We start from the raw sequence: 18,999 nt of genomic DNA, 5'->3' as shown, positions 1-18,999 counted from the left end.
ATGACCGTGGACGAAGCGGCGGACGGCACGGAGCAGTCGAGGTACCGGCCGGCCGAGTTGGGGCCGGATCTGCCGGCTGTTCAACTGGCACCCCGGCTGGCCCAGTTCGCCGCCGTGGCCCGGCTGGAGCACGTGACGCAGGCGGCGGCGCTGCTCGGCATGCCGCAGCCGACGCTGTCGCGCGCGGTGGCCCGGCTGGAGGAGGAGCTGGGGGTGGATCTGCTGGCCCGTCAGGGCCGGACGGTTCGGCTGACCAGGGCCGGCCGGCTGCTGCTGGCCTCGGTGGAGCGGGCGCTGGCCGAGGTCGAGCGCGGCGCGGAGGCGGCCCGGGCGGAGGCGGATCCGGCGGTCGGGCGAGTGGCGTTCGGTTTCCTGCACACGATGGGGACGGACACGGTGCCGGCGCTGCTGCGCGGGTTCCGGGCGGCGCATCCGCAGGTCCGCTTCCAGCTGGTGCAGGACTACGTCGCCGCGATGCTGGAGCGGCTGCAGGACGGCGAGCTGGACCTCTGCCTGGTGTCGCCGCTGCCGGACGATCCGGCCTTCGTCGCCCGCTCGCTGGACGAGCAGCGGCTGCACCTGGTCGTCCCGGCGGACCACCGGCTGGCCGGGCGGCGGCGGATCCGGCTGCGGGAGGTGGCGGAGGAGCCGTTCGTCGGGCTGGAGCGCGGGTACGGACTGCGGGCGATCACGGACGGGTTCTGCGCGGAGGCCGGGTTCGTGCCGCGGCTGGCGTTCGAGGGGGAGGAGGCGGAGACGCTGCGCGGGCTGGTCGCGGCCGGTCTGGGCGTGGCGCTGCTGCCGCCGGCCCTGGTGCCGCGGCCGGGGGTGGTGGAGCTGGAGGTGACGGCGCCGCGCACCCGGCGGGCGATCGGGCTGGCCTGGGCGGCGGGACGGCCGCTCACCCCACCGGTGCGGGCGTTCCGGGACTTCGTGCTGTCGCGGCGGGGGCGGCTGCTCCAGCACGACTGATCGGGACGGCCGGCGGGCGTGCGGGTGACGCGGCTGGCCCGGTCGGTGGAATTCACGGTGGACTTTCGACGAACCGGCCGTGTTGGCAGTGGTGGGTCTACGCGCGTAGGGGCTATATTTTCGCAATGGAGAAGCAGATCCCTGTCACCGCCGCGGGCACCGGCCCGCGCATCCCGACCCCCGAGCAGATCCGCCGCGCGCCGAAGGTGCTCCTGCACGACCACCTCGACGGCGGTCTGCGCCCGGAGACCGTCGTCGAGCTGGCCGCCGCGGTCGGCTACGAAGGCCTCCCGACCACCGACGTCAAGGAACTCGGCGAGTGGTTCCGCGAGGCCGCCGACTCCGGCTCGCTGGTCCGCTACCTGGAGACCTTCGCGCACACCTGCGCCGTCATGCAGACCCGCGAGGGCCTGATCAAGGTCGCCGCCGACTGCGCCGAGGACCTGGCCGCCGACGGCGTCGTCTACGCCGAGGTCCGGTACGCCCCCGAGCAGCACCTGGAGGCCGGCCTGACCCTGGACGAGGTCGTCGAGGCCGTCCAGGAGGGCTTCCGCCTCGGCGAGGCCAACGCCCGCAAGGCCGGCCACCGCATCCGCATCGGCACCCTGATCACCGCGATGCGGCACGCCGCCCGCTCGCAGGAGATCGCGGAGCTGGCCAACCGCCACCGCGACCAGGGTGTCGTCGGCTTCGACATCGCCGGCGCCGAGGCCGGCTACCCCCCCACCCGCCACCAGGCCGCCTTCGACTACCTCAAGGGCGAGAACAACCACTTCACCATCCACGCGGGCGAGGCCTTCGGTCTGCCGTCGATCTGGGAGGCCCTGCAGTGCTGCGGCGCCGACCGGCTCGGCCACGGCGTGCGGATCGTCGACGACATCACCGTGAACGAGGACGGCAGCGTGGAGCTCGGCCGCCTGGCCGCGTACGTGCGCGACAAGCGCATCCCGCTGGAGATGTGCCCGACCTCCAACCTCCAGACGGCGGCGGCGACCTCGTACGCCGAGCACCCGATCGGGCTGCTCAGCCGGCTGAAGTTCCGGGTCACCGTGAACACCGACAACCGCCTGATGAGCGGCACCAGCATGAGCCAGGAGTTCGCGCACCTGGTGGAGGCCTTCGGCTACACGCTCGGGGACATGGAGTGGTTCACGGTCAACGCGATGAAGTCGGCGTTCCTGCCGTTCGACGAGCGGCTGGCGATGATCAATGACGTGATCAAGCCGGGCTACGCCGAGCTCAAGGCGGAGTGGCTGTTCAGCGCGGGCACCGGCGGTAACTGAGCACCGCCGGCCTCGTACGGGTGATCGGATGAACGCCGGTTTCCGGCAAGGGAGTTGGCGTTCATCCGACTACTCACTCCGCCGAGTGAACGCCCTTTGATCCTCGCGCGACCCGCTCACTACGGTGTGGCAGTCATCGCCGACGGGCCGTGGCGACGGTCGGCCGTCCGTCCCGCGTGCCGCGTCGGCCACCGACGAGGACTCAAGGGGACGAACTCATGAAGCAGGCTCTCAAGGCCGCCGGCACCGCGGCGCTCGGCATCGCCATCGCGGCGGTTGGCGCCGGTACCGCGTCCGCCGACGCCCAGGCGCCCGTCGGCGTCGCGCTGCCCGGCGGCACACTGACGAACCCCGCGGTCACCGGCACGGTCGCCGACACCACCGCCAAGCTGCCCAGCAGCGACAAGGTCACGGGCACGCTCGGCACCCTCGCCCCGACCGCCGGCCAGGCCGCGCCCGGCGCCGAGACGCGGATCGCCGGTGTCACCGACCGCACCGACCTGCCGAACGTCCCCGGCGTCGACAAGGCCTCCGTCGGCGGGCTGACCACGGCGCTGCCGCTGCCGGGCCTCACCGTCTGAGCAAGCCGCCGGCACGGCGACGGGCCGCCCACCCCGGAGACCCCGGGGCGGGCGGCCCGTCGCCGTTCACGGCTCCTGGGGGAGCAGCAGCCAGAGGGCGAGGTAGATCAGGAACTGCGGGCCGGGCAGCAGGCAGGAGGCGAGGAAGATCAGCCGGACCGTCCAGGCCGACAGGCCGAAGCGCTGGGCGATGCCGGCGCAGACGCCGGCGATGACGCGGTTGTGACGGGGGCGGGCAAGGCGCGGGCTCATGGCGGTCTCCGTGTCGTGGCGCCCGGTCCGGCCTCTCCGGCGGGCGTGATTCCATGCTCCGCCGCCGCCCCGTCGAAATCCTCCGCCCACGAGCCGATCCGCCCGCCGGCTACCTCACCGGCGAGGCGTACCCGCACGTCGGGGTCCGCCTCAGGGTCCACCCGGAGGCCTGCGGCGCCTCGCCCCGGAGCCCGCCGGCATCCGTCGCGGCCTTTCAGCACAGACTCGTTGCGCTCCGCCGGGCACGCCCAGAAAGGGTTCTGAAAGGGTGGGGAGATGACTGATCACGAGGTGCTGCGGGTCTTCTGCGGGCCCGGCGGCGAGTACGGGAACGAACTCGGGGTGGTCCGGGACGGCGCGGCCGTGCCGGGGCGGGCGGAGCGCCAGGCGCTCGCCCGGGAGCTCGGCTTCAGCGAGACGGTGTTCGTCGACGACCCGGTGCGCGGGGAGATCGACATCTACACCCCGACGCTCCGGCTGCCCTTCGCCGGCCACCCCTGCGTGGGTGCCGGGTGGCTGCTCGGGGTGGACCGGCTGGTCACGCCCGCAGGCGTGGTGGGCGTGCGGCGGGAGGGCGGGCTGACGCTGATCGAGGCGCGCGCCGGGTGGGCACCGCCGCGCACGCTGCGGCAGTACGGGGCGGCAGCCGAGGTGGACGCCCTGGAGGTGCCGCCGCCGGGCGAGTGGATCTACGCGTGGGCGTGGCAGGACGAGGCGGCCGGAACGGTCCGGGCACGGGCCTTCCCGGGCCGCGACGACGGGATCGACGAGGACGAGGCGACGGGCGCGGCGGCGCTGCTGCTGACCGCGAGGCTCGGGCGGGCGCTGACCGTCACCCAGGGGCGCGGCTCGCGGATCCTGACCGGGCCGCGCCCGGGCGGGCTGATCGAGGTCGGCGGCCGGGTGGTCCGGGAGGCCGCTCAGGGGGTGGGCGACGTCGGCTCGGCGTAGACGCGGGCGGAGGCGACGGCGGCGACCGGAGGGGTCACGCGGGTGGTCACCTTGGGCGCCCGGACCCGGGGCCGCCGGTCCCGCAGCAGCGCCCGCATGGCGGGGACGAAGGCGATGTGGGCGACGGCGACGCCGATCACGGCGAACAGGATGTGGTCGACGTTGAGGACGTGCCCGGGCGTCCACGAGGAGAGGAACTCCAGGCCCGTTGCCAGCAGGGCGGAGGCACCGGTGGTGCGGAGGAAGGACGGCAGCCAGCGGGCCCGAAGCCGTCCGCCGGCCAGCGGGAGCAAGACGCCGAGCGGCGCCAGCAGGAGCAGCTCGCCGACGACCTGCCAGACGGTCGAGGAGCGGAGGGAGGCGAGCGGCGTCAGGTTGGCGTCGTAGACCCAGGCCACCGGCAGGGGTCTGAGCACCAGCCAGAGCACCAGCGTCAGGTGGACGGCGAGGCCCGCCACGCCGACCTGCCGGAGGGAACGGTGGACCGCCGCCGCGGGCCGGGTGTCGGTCCGTACGCCGGAACGCTCGTCGCCTGTCCTGGTGCCATCTCGCTGCACGGGGGGAAGGACGTGAGCCGTGGCGCGGTGGTTCCACGCCGGGCGTGAACATTCCGCCGCGCGCCCTCCCCCCCGGTGGAGGGCAGGGCCGCGGTCCTACTTGCAGGCGTTGGCGGCGGCCGTGGGCACGGCGCTGAACGCGTTGCCCGGCAACGGCGTCGCCGAGGTGGTCGGCGCCGGGGACGGGCTCGGGCCGGACTTGGCGGCGTGGGACGAGGGCAGGGTCCCGGCCGGTGTCGGCGTGGCCGGGGCGGTCGGTACGTGCGGGGCGGTCGGGCAGGCCGTCCGGCTGGCCGGGGCGCCCCCGTCCACCGGGACGGCGGTCGGGCGGATCCCGCAGCCGGAGGCCAGCGCGAGCAGGAGCAGCACCCCGGAGCCGCGGCGCAGGGCGGTGGAGCGGGGCGTGGTGGTGCAGGGGGCGGTCACTGGGAGTCCTTGTGCTCGGCGGCGTCGCCGGCGAGGCCGTCGCCGGTCCCGCCCGCGGACGGCGGAGGCGGCGGGGTCAGCGGCAGCGTGAGGGTGAACACCGCGCCGACCTCCCCGTTCGCCGCCGTGATCGTCCCCCCGTGGATCTGGGCGTTGGCCATCGCGATGGAGAGCCCGAGGCCGCTGCCCTCCGAGCGCGCCCGCCCCCGGTCGGCCTTGTAGAAGCGGTCGAAGACGTGCGGCAGCACGTTCTCCGGAATGCCCGGGCCGCTGTCGGAGACCTCGACCACGACCGAGCCGTCGGTCTCCCGGACCTTGACGCGCACCGGCGAGCCGCCGTGCTTGAGCGCGTTGCCTATCAGGTTGGCGAAGACGACGTCGAGGCGGCGCGGATCGACCACGGCCAGGATGCCGCGCGGGGCGTCCAGTTCGACGGCGTCGTACCAGGCCCGGCCGTCGATGCAGGACATGATCAGGTCGGCTATGTCCACCTCGTCGGCGACCAGCTTGGCGGTGCCGGCGTCGAAGCGGGTCACCTCCATCAGGTTCTCGACGAGGTCGGACAGCCGCCTGGTCTCGCTGACGACGAGCCGGACGGCCGGCTCGATCATCGGGTCCAGCGACTCGGCCTCGTCCTCCAGGATGTCGGTGACGGCGGTCATCGCGGTCAGCGGCGTGCGCAGCTCGTGCGACATGTCGGCGACGAACCGCCGGCTCTGCGCCTCGCGGGCGCTCAACTCCTCGACCTGCTCGTGCAGTTGCTCCGCGGCCCGGTTGAACGTCCGCGCCAGGTCGGCGAGTTCGTCGGAGCCGTCGACTTCGAGCCTGGTGTCCAGGTGCCCCTCGCCGAGCCGCCGGGCGGCGTCGCCGAGCCGCTTGACCGGCCGCAGCACGGTCGCCGACGCGGCCTGGGCGAGCAGCGCCGAGCCGATCAGCGCGAGCAGGGTGGCGATGGCCAGCGACCAGCCCAGCGTGTTGAGGTCGGCCCGCTCGTTCTCCAGCGACTTGAACATGTACGCCGTCGGGCCGCTCGGCACCACCTTGGTGCCGCCGATCACGAACGGCCGGCCCTCCATGTTCTGCCGCAGCCAGTACAGGTGGTACGGGTACGGGTTGCTCTCGGTGACGTTGCGGGGCCGGGCGACGGTGGACTGCAGCGTGCCCGGCACGTCGGCGAGCGTGAAGTGCGTCGGGTCGGAGGAGGCCGCGCACTCGGGGTGAGCCGGGTCGACCACCACGACGTCGTAGTTCAGCCCGGAGCTGGCGACGTTCGAGGCGAGCGCGGCCAGCTCCGGGCAGGTCGCGTTCAGCGGCAGCTCGGAGACGTTGCGGCTGAGCGAGACCCGGAAGTCGTTGAGCGCGGTGTCCTGGGCGCGCTTGAGCACGGCGTCGCGGTTCAGCCAGTAGGCGATGCCGGAGGCCGAGACGGCGGCGAGCAGCGCGACCGCGGCGAACACCGCGATCAGTCGCACCCGCAGCGAGCGCAGCTTCCGCCACCGGCCCGTGGCGAAGCACCGGGTCGTCGTCTGATGGTCAGTCACAGGAGCCTGTCGTCGTACGAGAGTTCAGCGGGACAAGGGCACGAGAACGGAGGAGCGGTCAGGCCGGCGGGTCCAGCCGGTAGCCGACGCCGCGCACCGTGCGGATCAGGGTCGGCGCGGACGGCACGTCCTCGACCTTCGCCCGCAGCCGCTGCACGCAGGCGTCCACCAGGCGGGAGTCGCCCAGGTAGTCGTGCTCCCAGACCAGCCGCAGCAGTTGCTGCCGGGAGAGCGCCTGCCCGGGGCGGCGGCTGAGCTCCAGCAGCAGCCGCAGTTCGGTCGGGGTGAGCTGGAGGTCCATCCCGTCCTTGGTGACGGTCATCGCCGCCCGGTCGATCACCACGCTGCCGTACGCGGAGGAGTCGGAGCTCTCCCGCTCGCCGCGCCGCAGCACGGCCCGGATCCGGGCGTCCAGGACGCGGGGCTGCACCGGCTTGACCACGTAGTCGTCCGCGCCGGACTCCAGGCCGACCACCACGTCGATGTCGTCCGAGCGGGCGGTGAGCAGGATGATCGGCAGCTGGTCGGTGCGGCGGATCCGGCGGCACACCTCGAAGCCGTCGATGCCGGGCAGCATCACGTCCAGGACGATCAGATCGGGCCGCTGCTCCTTGAAGAGCCTCAGACCGTCCTCGCCGGACGCGGCGGTGGCCACGCGGTGGCCCTGGCGGGTGAGGGCGAGTTCGAGGCCGGTCCGGATGGCGTCGTCGTCCTCGATCAATAGGAGGAAAGGCACGGCCCCATTTTGGCCCACCGGAAGCGCCGAATCACCCCCCGGTGCCGGTTACTCCCCGTACGGGAACCGGAATGAGCGCCAACGGCGTCCGGAACGACAGGAGGCGGACCGGGTCGAACACGTCGCCCCTGTGACATCCCTGTGACAGTCGGCGGACAGCGCCATCACAACCGCCGGGCAGGATTTTCCATGTCGCCGCAGGACAGCGGGCCAACCGGCCGGCTGGAGGGCGGCACCGGAACCGCTCGAACCGACCAAGGGGGCGCACGATGAACGCCATGCTTCAGACCCGGACCAACCCGGCTGTCCGCACCGCGCGTTCGTCAGCCACCCACCGGACCCGGTACGAGATCAGGACCGACGAGAACTCCGGTGCCGTGACCGTACGGGGGTGCGCGCACAGCACCGGAGGAAACCCTGTCGCCCGCCGGGTGAGCGGCGGCGGCAGGACGGGGGAGCTGTTCGGGATCGGCCGGATGGGGAGTGCGGCCGACTCCGCCAACACCCTCACGCTGCGGGGGATCCTCCCCGTCCGCGTGGAGGGCGAGGACGCCCCGGGGGGGAACCGGGGCCAGCGGGGGATCGGGGGGACCGGTCTGCGGACGGTCGGTTCGGGGGAATCGGCCGGCCGCGAGGCCGCCGGTGCGACGCTGCTGCGGCTGAACCCCGCCGCGGCCCGCACCACCGAGGCGGGACGGGGAGGCGCGCAGGGGGAGCACTCGGCCGGCGCGGAGGACCACATCACGGAGTTCACCGCGTACGTGCGCGAGCGCCGCGCCTCCCTGTACGCCACGGCGTACCACCTCACCGGTGACCGCTACGAGGCCGAGGACCTGCTGCAGAGCGCGCTCTTCAGCACCTACCGCGCCTGGGGCCGGATCACCGACAAGGCCGCGGTGGGGGGCTACCTCCGCCGCACCATGACCAACCTGCACATCTCCGCCTGGCGGCGCCGCAAGGTCAACGAGTACCCGACCGAGGAGCTGCCGGAGACGGCCGGCGACACCGACGCGATGGGCGGCACCGAGCTGCGCACCGTGCTCTGGCAGGCGCTGGCGAAGCTGCCGGAGAACCAGCGGACCATGCTGGTGCTGCGGTACTACGAGGGCAAGACCGACCCGGAGATCGCCGACGTGCTGGGGATCAGCGTCGGCACGGTCAAGAGCAGCATCTGGCGCGCGCTGCGCCGGCTGCGCGACGACGAGCACCTGAACAAGTCGGGCGACACCGTCCGGGCGTTCGGCGAGCTGGTCGCCTGAGAAGGAATGGGACTCCCGTCGGGGGACGGGTAGCGGACGGTCACGGACTGCGGACGCCGGCTCGGGGGAGCGGTGTTCACGGGGGAGCCCGAGGACCGTCCGGAAAGCGGCGGGCCCGGTGCGGGGGAGACGCACCGGGCCCGCCGTTCTCGTGCGGTGGATCGGACCGTGGGGATCAGACCGACGAGAGCTGCCGCCGCCCGGCCGCCGCGGTGATCCGGCGGGCGGCCTCCGGCCCGGCGCAGGGACGGGCGCCGAGGGCGACCTGGCGGTCGACGATGGACCGCTCGGCACGCATCAGCCGCCAGCCGCGGCGCAGCAGCACCGGCAACGACTTGCGGCCCTCGCGGACGTCCCGGCGCAGCCGGCGCCAGGCCGTGGTCAGCGCGCCGTTGCGCAGGCACAGGGCGTCGCCGAGCAGGCCCTCCGCCGCGCACTCGGCGGTGATCTCGGCGGCGAAGATGCCCTCGGCGATGAACGCGGGGGCGCCGGCCAGGTCCAGCTCCCGGGTGGCGACCCGGCCGTTGTCCGGGATCGAGTACACCGGGACGTCGGCGCGGCCGGTCCCGTACAGGGCGCGGATGGCGGCGACGGCCTGGTCGCGGTGCCAGGCGAGCGGGGAGTCCCAGTCGACCGCGCCGTCGGGCAGCCGCGGGAGGGTGGGGTCGTCCCCGTCCTTGTAGAAGTCGTCGAGCTGGAGCACCGGCAGGCCGCTGCGCTCGGCGAGCGAGGACTTCCCGGATCCGGAGGGGCCGGACAGCAGGACCACCCGGGCATGGGTCGTCGTCACAGGGTTCAGCGGGGCGTCACTCACGGGACACCAGTCTGACGCATCCGGGCCCGATGCCGAAACCGGCCGGATCGGACCTTCGAAAGTCGACGGACCCGCGCCAGGGGGGAGAGGCGCGGGTCCGTCCAATGACCGTCCGGGCCCTGGGGGGGAGAGGGCACTGGGGACGGCCAGTCTGTGGAGTTGTACTACTCGGTGGCGACGGGAGGTCAGATCCCCATCGGGTGCCAGACCGTCTTCGTCTCCAGGAACGAGAGTAGCCGGTCCGTACCGGGCGCGTCGGTCCAGTCCCGGGCGAACGGGTCCAGCTCCGGACGAACCACCCGCTTCAGGGTATCCGCGGCGGCGGCCTCCAGGGCGGGCGCCGCGCCGGGACCGTCGGCCGCGATGGCACCGGTGAGGTCCAGCGCGTTGACGTCCTGGTGCGAGGCCAGGGTGGGCGCGATGTCCGCGGTCCGGCCCGAGATGATGTTCACCACACCGCCCGGGACGTCCGAGGTGGCCAGCACCTCGCCCAGCGACAGGGCGGGCAGCGGGGCGTCCGCGGCGGCGGCGACCACGACGGTGTTGCCGGTGGCGATCGCCGGGGCGATCACCGACACCAGGCCGAGCAGCGAGTGCCCGTACCCGGCCTGCGGGGCGACGATCCCGACCACGCCGGTCGGCTCCGGGGTGGAGAGGTTGAAGAACGGCCCGGCGACCGGGTTGGCGCCGCCCGCGATCTGGGCGACCTTGTCCGTCCAGCCCGCGTACCAGACCCAGCGGTCGATCGCGGCGTCCACCAGCGCGGCGGCCTTCTTCGGGCCGATGCCCTCGGAGACGGCCACCTCGGCGGCGAACTGCTCGCGCCGGCCCTGCAGCATCTCGGCGACCCGGTACAGCACCTGGCCGCGGTTGTACGCGGTGGTGCCGGCCCAGCCCTTGACCGCCGCACGGGCGGCCAGCACGGCGTCGCGGGCGTCCTTGCGGGTGCCCAGCGGGGCGTTCGCGAGCCACTCGCGCTTGCCCGCCGCGTCAGCGGCTGATGTCGCCTTGGTCACCTCGTACACCCGCCCGCTCTCGGACCGCGGGAACTTCCCGCCGACGTACAGCTTGTAGGTCTTGAGGACGTCAAGACGCGCGAAGGTCGTGTCAGACATCGAGGTAGGCCTCCAGACCGTGGCGGCCACCCTCGCGGCCGTAGCCCGACTCCTTGTAGCCGCCGAACGGCGAGGTCGGGTCGAACTTGTTGAAGGTGTTGGCCCAGACCACGCCGGCCTTGAGCCTGTTGGCCATCCAGAGGATGCGCGAGCCCTTCTCCGTCCAGATGCCGGCGGAGAGGCCGTACGGGGTGTTGTTGGCCTTCTCGACCGCCTCCGCGGGGGTGCGGAAGGTCAGCACCGACAGCACCGGGCCGAAGATCTCCTCCTGGGCGATCCGGTGGGCCTGGCTGACGCCGGTGAACAGGGTCGGCCTGAACCAGAAGCCGGTGCCCGGCAGTTCGCAGGTCGGCGACCAGCGCTCGGCGCCCTCGGCCTCGCCGGCGTCGGTCAGCGCGGTGATCCGGGCCAGCTGCTCGGCGGAGTTGATCGCGCCGATGTCGGTGTTCTTGTCCAGCGGGTCGCCGACCCGCAGGGTGGCCATCCGGCGCTTCAGGGCGTCCAGCAGCTCGTCCTGGACCGACTCCTGGACCAGCAGGCGCGAGCCCGCGCAGCAGACGTGGCCCTGGTTGAAGAAGATGCCGTTGACGATGCCCTCGACCGCCTGGTCGATCGGCGCGTCGTCGAAGACGATGTTCGCGGCCTTGCCGCCGAGCTCCAGCGACAGCTTCTTGCGGGTGCCCGCCAGCTGCTTGGCGATCGCCCGGCCGACCGGGGTGGAGCCGGTGAAGGCCACCTTGTTGACGTCCGGGTGCGCGGTGAGCGCGGCGCCGGTGCGGCCGTCGCCGGTGACGATGTTGACGACGCCCTTCGGCAGACCGGCCTGGCGGCAGATCTCGGCGAAGCGCAGAGCCGTCAGCGGGGTGGTCTCGGCCGGCTTGAGGACGACCGTGTTGCCGGTCGCCAGCGCGGGCGCGATCTTCCACGCCAGCATCAGCAGCGGGAAGTTCCACGGGATGACCTGACCGGCCACGCCGAGCGGCTTCGGGCTCGGGCCGAAGCCGGCGTAGTCCAGCTTGTCCGCCCAGCCCGCGTAGTAGAAGAAGTGCGCGGCGACCAGCGGCAGGTCGACGTCGCGGGTCTCGCGGATCGGCTTGCCGTTGTCGATCGACTCCAGCACGGCCAGCTCGCGGCTGCGCTCCTGGACGATCCGGGCGATCCGGAACAGGTACTTGGCGCGCTCGCTGCCCGGCAGTGCCGACCAGTCGGCGAAGGCCTTGCGCGCGGCCGCGACCGCGCGGTCCACGTCCTCGTCGGTGCCCTGGGCGAACTCGGCGAGCACCTGCTCGGTGGCCGGGTTGACCGTCTTCAGGGCCTCGCTGCCGGAGGAGTCGACGAACTCGCCGCCGATGAAGTGGCCGTAGGAGGTGGCGATGTCGCCCGCGGCGGCGGGGGACTCGGGGGCCGGGGCGTAGGTGAAGAGGCCGGAGGCCTTCACCGGCTCCTCGATGTTCTTCTTCTTGGCCATGGTGATCAGTCCACCGTCACGTAGTCGGGGCCGGAGTAGCGTCCGGTGGTGAGCTTCTGGCGCTGCATCAGCAGGTCGTTGAGCAGGCTGGAGGCGCCGAAGCGGAACCAGTGCGGGGTCAGCCAGTCGTCGCCGAGGGTCTCGTTGACCATCACCAGGTACTTCATGGCGTCCTTGGTGGTCTTGATTCCGCCGGCGGGCTTCACGCCGACCTGGACGCCGGTCTGTGCGCGGAAGTCGCGGACCGCCTCCAGCATCAGCAGGGTGACCGGCGGGGTCGCGTTGACGGCGACCTTGCCGGTGGAGGTCTTGATGAAGTCGGCACCGGCCAGCATCGCCAGCCAGGAGACGCGGCGCACGTTGTCGTACGTCTGCAGCTCGCCGGTCTCGAAGATCACCTTGAGGTGGGCGTAGCTGCCGTCCGGGCGCTTGCACGCCTCCTTGACGGCGACGATCTCGTTGAAGACGTCGAGGTAACGGCCGGAGAGGAAGGCACCGCGGTCGATCACCATGTCGATCTCGTCGGCGCCCGCGGCGACCGCGTCGGCGGTGTCGGCGAGCTTCACCGGGAGGGCGGCGCGGCCGGCGGGGAAGGCGGTGGCGACGGAGGCGACCTGGATGTCGGTGCCCCGCAGGGCGGCCTTCGCGGTGGCGACCATGTCCGGATAGACACAGATGGCGGCGACGCGGGGGGTGGTCGGGTCGGTCGGGTCGGGGGTCCTGCCCTTGGTGCACAGGGCGCGCACCTTGCCGACCGTGTCCGCGCCCTCCAGCGTGGTCAGGTCGATCATCGAGATCGCCAGGTCGATGGCGTAGGCCTTCGCCGCGGTCTTGATCGAGCGGGTTCCGAGGGTGGCGGCACGCGCCTCCAGGCCGACCTGGTCGACGCCGGGCAGGCCGTGCAAGAAGCGGCGGAGCGAGGCCTCGGACGCCGCAACGTCCGCAAGGCCGCTGCCCGCAACGCCGGGGGCATTGGCTGCAACAGTGGACATAGTCACCAGACCAGCATATCTACGCGCGTAGCCGACCGCTAGAGGGCCCACCTTTCGTGGCCGGAACGAGATCTGGGGTGGGGTGGAGGGGCGGGGTTGGGGCGCGCGTGGATCGGGGAGCGGGGGCAGGGAGGAGGGGGTCGGACGAGGCCTGGCGAGGCCGGTTCGGAGGCGGTATTTCGATGCTGCATCGAGACCTCATCCGCGCAGGCATGGGGCAGAATCGTCGACATGAGCGATTCCGACGGCAAGCCCCAAAAGGGCTCCGCCGCCCCCGACGGGGAGCCGGTGTACGCGGACCGCGTGTACCGCTCCGTTCCCGGAGTGATCTCCGGCGTGTTGCTGCTGGCCGTGGCCGCCTGGCTGATCGGCGACGCGGCGCTGAACGGGACGGGGAAGACGCCGTACGTCTCCCTCGCGGCGGTGCCCGTGTTCGCCTTCCCGGTGATCGCCTACACGCTGCGCCCGGCGGTGCTGGCCAACGACCGGCGGCTGGTGGTGCGCAACCCGTGGCGGACGATCACCGCGCCGTGGGCGGCGGTGGACGCGCTGCGCGCCGGGTACTCGGTCGAACTGCTCGCCGACGGCAGGAAGTTCCAGGTGTGGGCCGTCCCGGTGTCACTGCGCCAGCGCAAGCGGGCCAACCGGGCCGCACTGCGCGGCGGGGCGGAGCACAGCTCCCGGCTGGGGACGGTCTTCGGGCGCGGCACCATGCCCGCCGTCCCGGAGGTGCTGGGCTCCTCGGACCCGACGCGGGCCTGGTCCGACCAGGTGACCGGGGTGCTCCAGGAGATGGCCGAGCGCAACGCGGGCCGTCCGGACGCCGCCGGGTCGGTCGTGGTCCGCTGGTGCTGGTGGGTGATCGTGCCGACGCTGGTCGGCCTGGCCGCGCTGATCACGGTGATCACGGTCTGAGGACACGGACGAACGAAGGGGCCCGCCGGTACGCGAGTACGCGATCGGCGGGCCCCTTCCGTGTCGGGGCGGCGATCAGATGCCCGCGGCCACCGCCAGGTCGCGCTTGATCGCGTCGAGCAGTTCGGCGGCCCGCTCGCGGGTGCCGACGAGCTCGGCCGCGGAGGCGACCGGCAGGACGACCTCCAGGTAGCACTTGAGCTTGGGCTCGGTGCCGGACGGCCGGACGACGATCCGCGCCGAGCGGACGGCCTCGCCGGCCAGGTAGTAGCGCAGGCCGTCGGTGGGCGGCAGGTCGGCGGAGCCGGCGGTCAGGTCGTCGGCCCGGGTGACGGTCAGGCCGGCCAGGACGGTCGGCGGCTGCTCGCGCAGGCGGCGCATCGCGGCGCCGATCAGCGAGAGGTCCTGGACCCGGACGGACAGCTGGTCGGTGGCGTGCAGGCCGTGCTCCAGCGCCAGGTCGTCCAGCAGGTCGGTCAGGGTGCGGCCGGACTTCTTGAGGGTGGCGGCCAGTTCGGCGACCAGCAGGGCGGCGGTGACGCCGTCCTTGTCCCGGACGCCCTGCGGGTCGACGCAGTAGCCGAGCGCCTCCTCGTAGCCGTAGCGCAGGCCGTCGGCGCGGGAGATCCACTTGAAGCCGGTCAGCGTCTCGGCGTAGCCGAGGCCGGCGGCCTCGGCGATCCGGCCGAGCAGGGTGGCGGAGACGATGGTGGTGGCGAAGGTGCCCTCGACCTTCTTGGCGACCAGGGCCGAGCCGAGCAGCGCGCCGACCTCGTCGCCGCGGAGCATCCGCCAGCCGGAGGTGCCGTTGCCGCTGCCGGCCGCGTTGCTGTTGGCGGGGACGGCCACCGCGCAGCGGTCGGCGTCCGGGTCGTTGGCGATGACGATGTCCGGGCCGACCGACGCGGCGGTGCGGAAGGCGAGGTCCATCGCCCCCGGCTCCTCCGGGTTGGGGAAGGCCACGGTCGGGAAGTCCGGGTCGGGCTCGGCCTGCTCGGCGACCACGGTGGGCGCCGGGAAGCCGGCCCGCTTGAACGCGGCGACCAGGACGTCCCGGCCGACGCCGTGCATCGGGGTGTAGACGACGTCGAGGTCGCGCGGGCTGTGCTCGTCGACGATCGAGACGGCCCGGGTCAGGTAGGCGTCGACGACGTCCTCGCCGAGCACCTCCCAGCCCTCCTCGGCCAGCGGGACCTCGGCGAGCGAGCCGATCGCGTCGATCTCGGCGGCGATCCCGGCGTCGGCCGGCGGGACGATCTGCGAGCCGTCGCCCAGGTAGACCTTGTAGCCGTTGTCCTGCGGCGGGTTGTGGCTGGCGGTGACGGTGACGCCGGCGGCCGCGCCCAGGTGGCGGACGGCGAAGGCGAGGACCGGGGTGGGCAGCGGGCGGGGCAGCAGCGCGGCGCGCAGGCCGGCGCCGACCACCACGGCGGCGGTGTCCCGGGCGAAGTCGTACGACTTGTGGCGGGCGTCGTAGCCGATGACGACGAGGTCGCCGAGGCCCTGCTTCTTCACGTACGCGACCAGGCCGGCGGCGGCCCGGATCACCACGGCGCGGTTCATCCGCATCGGGCCCGCGCCGAGTTCGCCGCGCAGGCCGGCGGTGCCGAACTGGAGCCGGTCGGAGAAGCGCTCGGTGAGCTCCGCCCAGGCGAGGTTGCTGTCCTCCGCGCCCTCCGGGCTCTCGGCCCGGGCCAGCAGCGCGGTCAGCTCCTCGCGGGTCTGCGGGTCGGGGTCCTCGGCCAGCCAGGCCCGGGCCCGGGCGAGGAGGTCGGTGGTGGGTGCCTGCGTCATGCTGCCTGCTCCATCGGAAGTGCGTCGGTTGGTCGGCCGGAAGTTCCGCAAAACGGGGTGCACATGCGGACGGGGCCCGCGGGCGGGTGTGATCAGCCGATCACGGCCGCCCGTGGGCCCCGTCGCTCATGATTGTGCGCCGGATCGGGGTCAGATCCGCTCAAGGACCTTCGCCAGAAGCTCACCCATGCGCTCGGCGGAGGCCTTGCCGGCCTCCAGGACCTCTTCGTGGTTGAGCGGCTCGCCGGTCATGCCGGCGGCCAGGTTGGTGACCAGGGAGATGCCGAGCACCTCGGCGCCGGCCTCGCGGGCGGCGATGGCCTCCAGGGTGGTGGACATGCCGACCAGCTCGCCGCCGATCACCCGGGCCATGTTGACCTCGGCCGGGGTCTCGTAGTGCGGGCCGCGGAACTGCACGTAGACGGCCTCGTCGAGGGTCGGGTCGACCTCGCGGCACAGCGTGCGCAGGCGCTTGGAGTAGAGGTCGGTGAGGTCGACGAAGTTGGCGCCGACGATCGGGGAGTCCGCGGTCAGGTTGATGTGGTCACTGATCAGGACCGGCTGGCCGGGGACCCAGCCCTGGCGCAGACCGCCGCAGCCGTTGGTGAGCACGACGATGCCACAGCCGGCCGCGGCGGCGGTGCGCACGCCGTGGACGACGGTGGCCACGCCGTGGCCCTCGTAGTAGTGGTTGCGGCCGAGGAAGATCAGGGCGCGCTTGTCGCCGATCTTCACCGAGCGGATCTTGCCGGCGTGGCCGGCGACGGCGGGGGCGGGGAAGCCCGGGATCTCGGTGACCGGGAACTCGGCCACGGTCTCGCCCAGGGCGTCGGCGGCCGGCACCCAGCCGGAGCCCATCACCAGGGCGACGTCGTGGCGCTCGGCACCGGTCAGCTCGCGCAGGCGCTCGGCGGCGGCCTGGGCGGCGGCGTAGGGGTCGGCGGAGACGACCGACTGAGGAGTTGCGTTCACACGTCCGAGGATAGACGGGAATCGGCTACGCGCGTAGAAAATCCTGTTCGGCGTGCCGGATCGTTACCCGGTTGACCCGAAAGCACAGCTCGGTGGCGCTTTTCGGGCGGCGGGTTTCGTCGGTATCCACAGTTCCGGCCGGCGGCTCGGGGCCGTCCGGCGCGGTGTGTCGAGCCGGCGTGGCGGGTCGGTGGTGGCCGGTGTGACGGTCCCTAGCAGGGGCGGCGGCGCAGGTCCATCACGTAGTCGTGGGGGGCGCCGGCGCTCTCGGCGGCGTCGGCGATCAGGCCCAGGTAGCGGGCCGCGGGCAGGCCGCCCTCGTAGTCGTTGAGCACGTACGTCCAGACCGGGATGTCGCCGTCCAGAGTCTGCGCGCGCAGCCTGGTCTTGCGGTAGATGCCGAGCTGGACGCCCTGCCAGCGGTCCAGGCCCTCCTCGTCCATCGGCGCGACGTCGTAGAGCGAGACGAACACCTGGTCCTTCTCGTCCTCGACGACGGTGGCCAACGAGCCCTCCCAGCCCAGCTGTTCGCCGCCGAAGGTGAGCCGCCAGCCGTCCAGCCACCCGGTTCCGCGCAGCGGCGAGTGCGGGGCGCGGCGGGTCATCTGCCGGGCATCGAGGTTGGTGGCATACGCGGCGTAGAGGGGCATGCGGGCCAGACTACGGCGACTGGGCGATCGCACAGAAGCCCGTACCCCGGCGTGGCAGCGCTCCGGGCGTGCGGGACAATGGTGCACGTGACTCGGATCGTGATCATCGGTGGCGGACCCGGCGGCTACGAGGCGGCTCTGGTGGCCGCACAGCTCGGCGCGGAGGTGACCGTCGTCGACCGCGACGGTCTGGGCGGATCGGCGGTGCTCACGGACTGCGTGCCGTCGAAGACGCTGATCGCGACCGCGGAGGTGATGACCACCTTCGACAGCTCGTACGAGGAACTGGGCATCATCGTCGCGGACGACACGCCCCCGAACGAGCAGGCCGCCCGGGTCATCGGCGTGGACCTCGGCAAGGTCAACCGCCGTGTGAAGCGCCTGGCGATCGCGCAGTCCCACGACATCACCCAGTCCGTCACCCGGGCCGGCGTCACCGTGCTGCGCGGCCGGGGCCGGCTCGGCGCCGGCGGGCAGGCCGTGGACGGCTCCCGCGAGGTGCTGGTGGACGCGCCCGACGGCACCGTGCAGTCGCTGCGCGCCGACGCCGTGCTGATCGCGACCGGTGCCCACCCGCGCGAGCTGCCGGACGCCCAGCCGGATGGCGAGCGGATCCTCACCTGGACCCAGGTGTACGACCTGGAGGAGCTGCCCCGCGAGCTGATCGTGGTCGGCTCCGGCGTCACCGGCGCCGAGTTCGCCGGCGCCTACCAGGCACTCGGCTCGAAGGTCACCCTGGTCTCCTCGCGCGACCGGGTGCTGCCCGGCGAGGACCCGGACGCCGCCGAGGTGCTGGAGGACGTCTTCCGCCGCCGCGGGATGAACGTGATGAGCCGCTCGCGCGCCGAGAGCGCCAAGCGCATCGGCGACAAGGTCGAGGTCACCCTCTCCGACGGCACGGTGATCGAGGGCACGCACTGCCTGATGGCGGTCGGCTCGATCCCCAACACCGCGGACATGGGCCTGGAGGAGGCCGGGGTCAAGCTCAACGACTGGGGCCAGATCCAGGTCGACCGGGTCTCCCGCACCGGCGCCCCGGGCGTGTACGCGGCCGGCGACTGCACCGGCGTCTTCATGCTCGCCTCGGTGGCCGCCATGCAGGGCCGGATCGCGATGTACCACGCGCTCGGCGACGCGGTGCAGCCGCTGAACCTGAAGACCGTCGCCTCCAACGTCTTCACCGATCCGGAGATCGCCACCGTCGGCTACACCGCGGCCGACGTGCAGGCCGGCAAGATGGACGCGGTCGAGGTCAAGCTGCCGCTGCGCGGCAACCCGCGGGCCAAGATGCAGGGCATCCGGGACGGCTTCGTGAAGCTGTTCTGCCGCCCGGGCACCGGCATCGTCGTCGGCGGCGTCGTGGTCGCCCCGCGCGCCAGCGAGCTGATCCACTCGATCTCGCTCGCGGTGGACGCCAATCTGACGGTCGAACAGGTGGCCAGCGCCTTCACCGTCTACCCGTCCGTCTCCGGCTCGACCGCCGAGGCTGCCCGGCAGCTGCACATCCGCAAGCGGTCCGAGGGCGAATCCTGAGCATTCGGGGCACAGTTGAGGGCGGTCACCGATCGGTGGCCGCCCTTCGCGCATGACCGGTCGTCACCCGGACGGCGGGCGCAGTTCCGGATTGCTGACGGCGCGTATTGTACGGTCATGCGCCGCTCGTGCGCGAGCATTTCCGGCTACCAGCTGCAAACGCCTGAAAGCAGACGGTCACGCAGGTT

At 72.9% G+C, this 18,999-nt stretch carries 19 protein-coding genes; 7 read left to right on the top strand and 12 right to left on the bottom strand.

Annotated features, from left to right (window positions below):
• The 3 genes from F7Q99_RS09830 (at position 1) to F7Q99_RS40355 (ending at position 2,836) form a co-directional block, all read left to right on the top strand.
• Entirely contained in the window at positions 1–972 is a 972-nt protein-coding gene (locus F7Q99_RS09830; protein WP_153460914.1) for a LysR family transcriptional regulator, read from the top strand.
• A gap of 125 nt (positions 973–1,097) precedes the next feature.
• The gene (locus tag F7Q99_RS09825; RefSeq protein ID WP_153460913.1) at positions 1,098–2,255 is read left to right on the top strand and encodes an adenosine deaminase; all 1,158 of its coding nucleotides are present in this window, start codon (positions 1,098–1,100) and stop codon (positions 2,253–2,255) included.
• A 218-nt stretch (positions 2,256–2,473) separates the two neighbouring features.
• Entirely contained in the window at positions 2,474–2,836 is a 363-nt protein-coding gene (locus F7Q99_RS40355; RefSeq protein ID WP_195911028.1) for an ATP-binding protein, read from the top strand.
• Positions 2,837–2,902: 66 nt separating this feature from the next.
• Here F7Q99_RS40355 and F7Q99_RS09815 read toward each other — a convergent pair whose 3' ends face one another.
• On the bottom strand, positions 2,903–3,088 hold the full coding sequence (locus F7Q99_RS09815) for a PspC domain-containing protein (RefSeq protein ID WP_153460912.1): 186 nt from the start codon (positions 3,086–3,088) through the stop codon (positions 2,903–2,905).
• Between the two features lie 276 nt (positions 3,089–3,364).
• Here F7Q99_RS09815 and F7Q99_RS09810 point away from each other — a divergent pair, with 276 nt between their 5' ends.
• A complete protein-coding gene (locus tag F7Q99_RS09810; RefSeq protein WP_153460911.1) occupies positions 3,365–4,039 on the top strand; it encodes a PhzF family phenazine biosynthesis protein in 675 nt (224 codons plus the stop codon).
• Here the strand turns inward: F7Q99_RS09810 and F7Q99_RS09805 are convergent.
• The 4 genes from F7Q99_RS09805 to F7Q99_RS09790 form a co-directional block, all read right to left on the bottom strand.
• A complete protein-coding gene (locus F7Q99_RS09805) occupies positions 4,009–4,596 on the bottom strand; it encodes a VanZ family protein (RefSeq protein WP_153460910.1) in 588 nt (195 codons plus the stop codon). The two genes, F7Q99_RS09810 and F7Q99_RS09805, sit on opposite strands and share 31 nt — an antisense overlap.
• Before the next feature lie 96 nt (positions 4,597–4,692).
• Positions 4,693–5,022, bottom strand: a complete 330-nt coding sequence (locus F7Q99_RS09800; protein ID WP_153460909.1) for a hypothetical protein — start codon at positions 5,020–5,022, stop codon at positions 4,693–4,695.
• A complete protein-coding gene (locus tag F7Q99_RS09795; protein WP_326846480.1) occupies positions 5,019–6,563 on the bottom strand; it encodes a sensor histidine kinase in 1,545 nt (514 codons plus the stop codon). Before F7Q99_RS09795 ends, F7Q99_RS09800 begins: the two co-directional genes overlap by 4 nt.
• 58 nt (positions 6,564–6,621) lie before the next feature.
• Positions 6,622–7,299, bottom strand: coding sequence for a response regulator transcription factor (locus tag F7Q99_RS09790; protein ID WP_326846479.1), 678 nt, complete (start codon positions 7,297–7,299; stop codon positions 6,622–6,624).
• 476 nt (positions 7,300–7,775) lie between these two features.
• Here F7Q99_RS09790 and F7Q99_RS09785 point away from each other — a divergent pair, with 476 nt between their 5' ends.
• Complete coding sequence (locus F7Q99_RS09785; protein ID WP_153466005.1) at positions 7,776–8,558, top strand: SigE family RNA polymerase sigma factor; 783 nt, start codon at positions 7,776–7,778, stop codon at positions 8,556–8,558.
• A 175-nt stretch (positions 8,559–8,733) separates the two neighbouring features.
• Here the strand turns inward: F7Q99_RS09785 and F7Q99_RS09780 are convergent, their stop codons facing one another.
• The 4 genes from F7Q99_RS09780 to deoC all read right to left on the bottom strand — a co-directional run bounded on the left by F7Q99_RS09780 (position 8,734) and on the right by deoC (position 12,947).
• Positions 8,734–9,372: an ATP-binding protein gene (locus F7Q99_RS09780; RefSeq protein ID WP_326846478.1), complete on the bottom strand. Its 639-nt coding sequence runs from the start codon at positions 9,370–9,372 to the stop codon at positions 8,734–8,736.
• A 185-nt stretch (positions 9,373–9,557) separates the two neighbouring features.
• A complete protein-coding gene (locus F7Q99_RS09775; protein ID WP_153460908.1) occupies positions 9,558–10,487 on the bottom strand; it encodes an aldehyde dehydrogenase family protein in 930 nt (309 codons plus the stop codon).
• Entirely contained in the window at positions 10,480–11,955 is a 1,476-nt protein-coding gene (locus tag F7Q99_RS09770) for an aldehyde dehydrogenase family protein (protein WP_153460907.1), read from the bottom strand. Before F7Q99_RS09770 ends, F7Q99_RS09775 begins: the two co-directional genes overlap by 8 nt.
• Before the next feature lie 5 nt (positions 11,956–11,960).
• The gene (gene deoC, locus F7Q99_RS09765) at positions 11,961–12,947 is read right to left on the bottom strand and encodes a deoxyribose-phosphate aldolase (protein ID WP_153466003.1); all 987 of its coding nucleotides are present in this window, start codon (positions 12,945–12,947) and stop codon (positions 11,961–11,963) included.
• A gap of 231 nt (positions 12,948–13,178) precedes the next feature.
• Between deoC and F7Q99_RS09760 the strand changes: the two genes are divergently transcribed.
• A complete protein-coding gene (locus tag F7Q99_RS09760; protein ID WP_153460906.1) occupies positions 13,179–13,862 on the top strand; it encodes a PH domain-containing protein in 684 nt (227 codons plus the stop codon).
• 75 nt (positions 13,863–13,937) lie between these two features.
• On the opposite strand, the gene F7Q99_RS09755 is transcribed toward F7Q99_RS09760, so the two are convergent.
• From F7Q99_RS09755 to F7Q99_RS09745, 3 genes are all read right to left on the bottom strand, one after another.
• Positions 13,938–15,656, bottom strand: a complete 1,719-nt coding sequence (locus F7Q99_RS09755) for a phospho-sugar mutase (RefSeq protein WP_153460905.1) — start codon at positions 15,654–15,656, stop codon at positions 13,938–13,940.
• Between the two features lie 150 nt (positions 15,657–15,806).
• Entirely contained in the window at positions 15,807–16,628 is an 822-nt protein-coding gene (locus F7Q99_RS09750) for a purine-nucleoside phosphorylase (protein ID WP_326846477.1), read from the bottom strand.
• 212 nt (positions 16,629–16,840) lie between these two features.
• Positions 16,841–17,278, bottom strand: coding sequence for a gamma-glutamylcyclotransferase (locus F7Q99_RS09745; RefSeq protein WP_153460904.1), 438 nt, complete (start codon positions 17,276–17,278; stop codon positions 16,841–16,843).
• 78 nt (positions 17,279–17,356) lie between these two features.
• On the opposite strand from F7Q99_RS09745, the gene F7Q99_RS09740 reads away from it, so the two are divergent.
• Entirely contained in the window at positions 17,357–18,811 is a 1,455-nt protein-coding gene (locus tag F7Q99_RS09740) for an NAD(P)H-quinone dehydrogenase (RefSeq protein ID WP_153460903.1), read from the top strand.
• Positions 18,812–18,999 lie beyond the last annotated feature (188 nt).

Source organism: Streptomyces kaniharaensis (genome assembly GCF_009569385.1).
In the GTDB taxonomy this organism is placed as follows: Bacteria; Actinomycetota; Actinomycetes; order Streptomycetales; family Streptomycetaceae; genus Kitasatospora; species Kitasatospora kaniharaensis.
The sequence above is the reverse complement of the archived record's forward strand: the minus strand, read 5'-3'. Positions and strand labels throughout refer to the sequence as shown.

What these genes read in the sequence shown, in the direction of transcription:
- F7Q99_RS09825 (WP_153460913.1), top strand. Translation starts at nt 1,098, where the DNA reads ATGGAGAAGCAGATCCCTGTCACCGCCGCGGGCACCGGCCCGCGCATC.
- F7Q99_RS40355 (WP_195911028.1), top strand. Translation starts at nt 2,474, where the DNA reads ATGAAGCAGGCTCTCAAGGCCGCCGGCACCGCGGCGCTCGGCATCGCC.
- F7Q99_RS09810 (WP_153460911.1), top strand. Translation starts at nt 3,365, where the DNA reads ATGACTGATCACGAGGTGCTGCGGGTCTTCTGCGGGCCCGGCGGCGAG.
- F7Q99_RS09740 (WP_153460903.1), top strand. Translation starts at nt 17,357, where the DNA reads ATGGTGCACGTGACTCGGATCGTGATCATCGGTGGCGGACCCGGCGGC.
- deoC (WP_153466003.1), bottom strand. Translation starts at nt 12,947, where the DNA reads ATGTCCACTGTTGCAGCCAATGCCCCCGGCGTTGCGGGCAGCGGCCTT.
- F7Q99_RS09755 (WP_153460905.1), bottom strand. Translation starts at nt 15,656, where the DNA reads ATGACGCAGGCACCCACCACCGACCTCCTCGCCCGGGCCCGGGCCTGG.
- F7Q99_RS09815 (WP_153460912.1), bottom strand. Translation starts at nt 3,088, where the DNA reads ATGAGCCCGCGCCTTGCCCGCCCCCGTCACAACCGCGTCATCGCCGGC.
- F7Q99_RS09745 (WP_153460904.1), bottom strand. Translation starts at nt 17,278, where the DNA reads ATGCCCCTCTACGCCGCGTATGCCACCAACCTCGATGCCCGGCAGATG.
- F7Q99_RS09770 (WP_153460907.1), bottom strand. Translation starts at nt 11,955, where the DNA reads ATGGCCAAGAAGAAGAACATCGAGGAGCCGGTGAAGGCCTCCGGCCTC.
- F7Q99_RS09775 (WP_153460908.1), bottom strand. Translation starts at nt 10,487, where the DNA reads ATGTCTGACACGACCTTCGCGCGTCTTGACGTCCTCAAGACCTACAAG.
- F7Q99_RS09785 (WP_153466005.1), top strand. Translation starts at nt 7,776, where the DNA reads ATGGGGAGTGCGGCCGACTCCGCCAACACCCTCACGCTGCGGGGGATC.
- F7Q99_RS09760 (WP_153460906.1), top strand. Translation starts at nt 13,179, where the DNA reads ATGAGCGATTCCGACGGCAAGCCCCAAAAGGGCTCCGCCGCCCCCGAC.
- F7Q99_RS09830 (WP_153460914.1), top strand. Translation starts at nt 1, where the DNA reads ATGACCGTGGACGAAGCGGCGGACGGCACGGAGCAGTCGAGGTACCGG.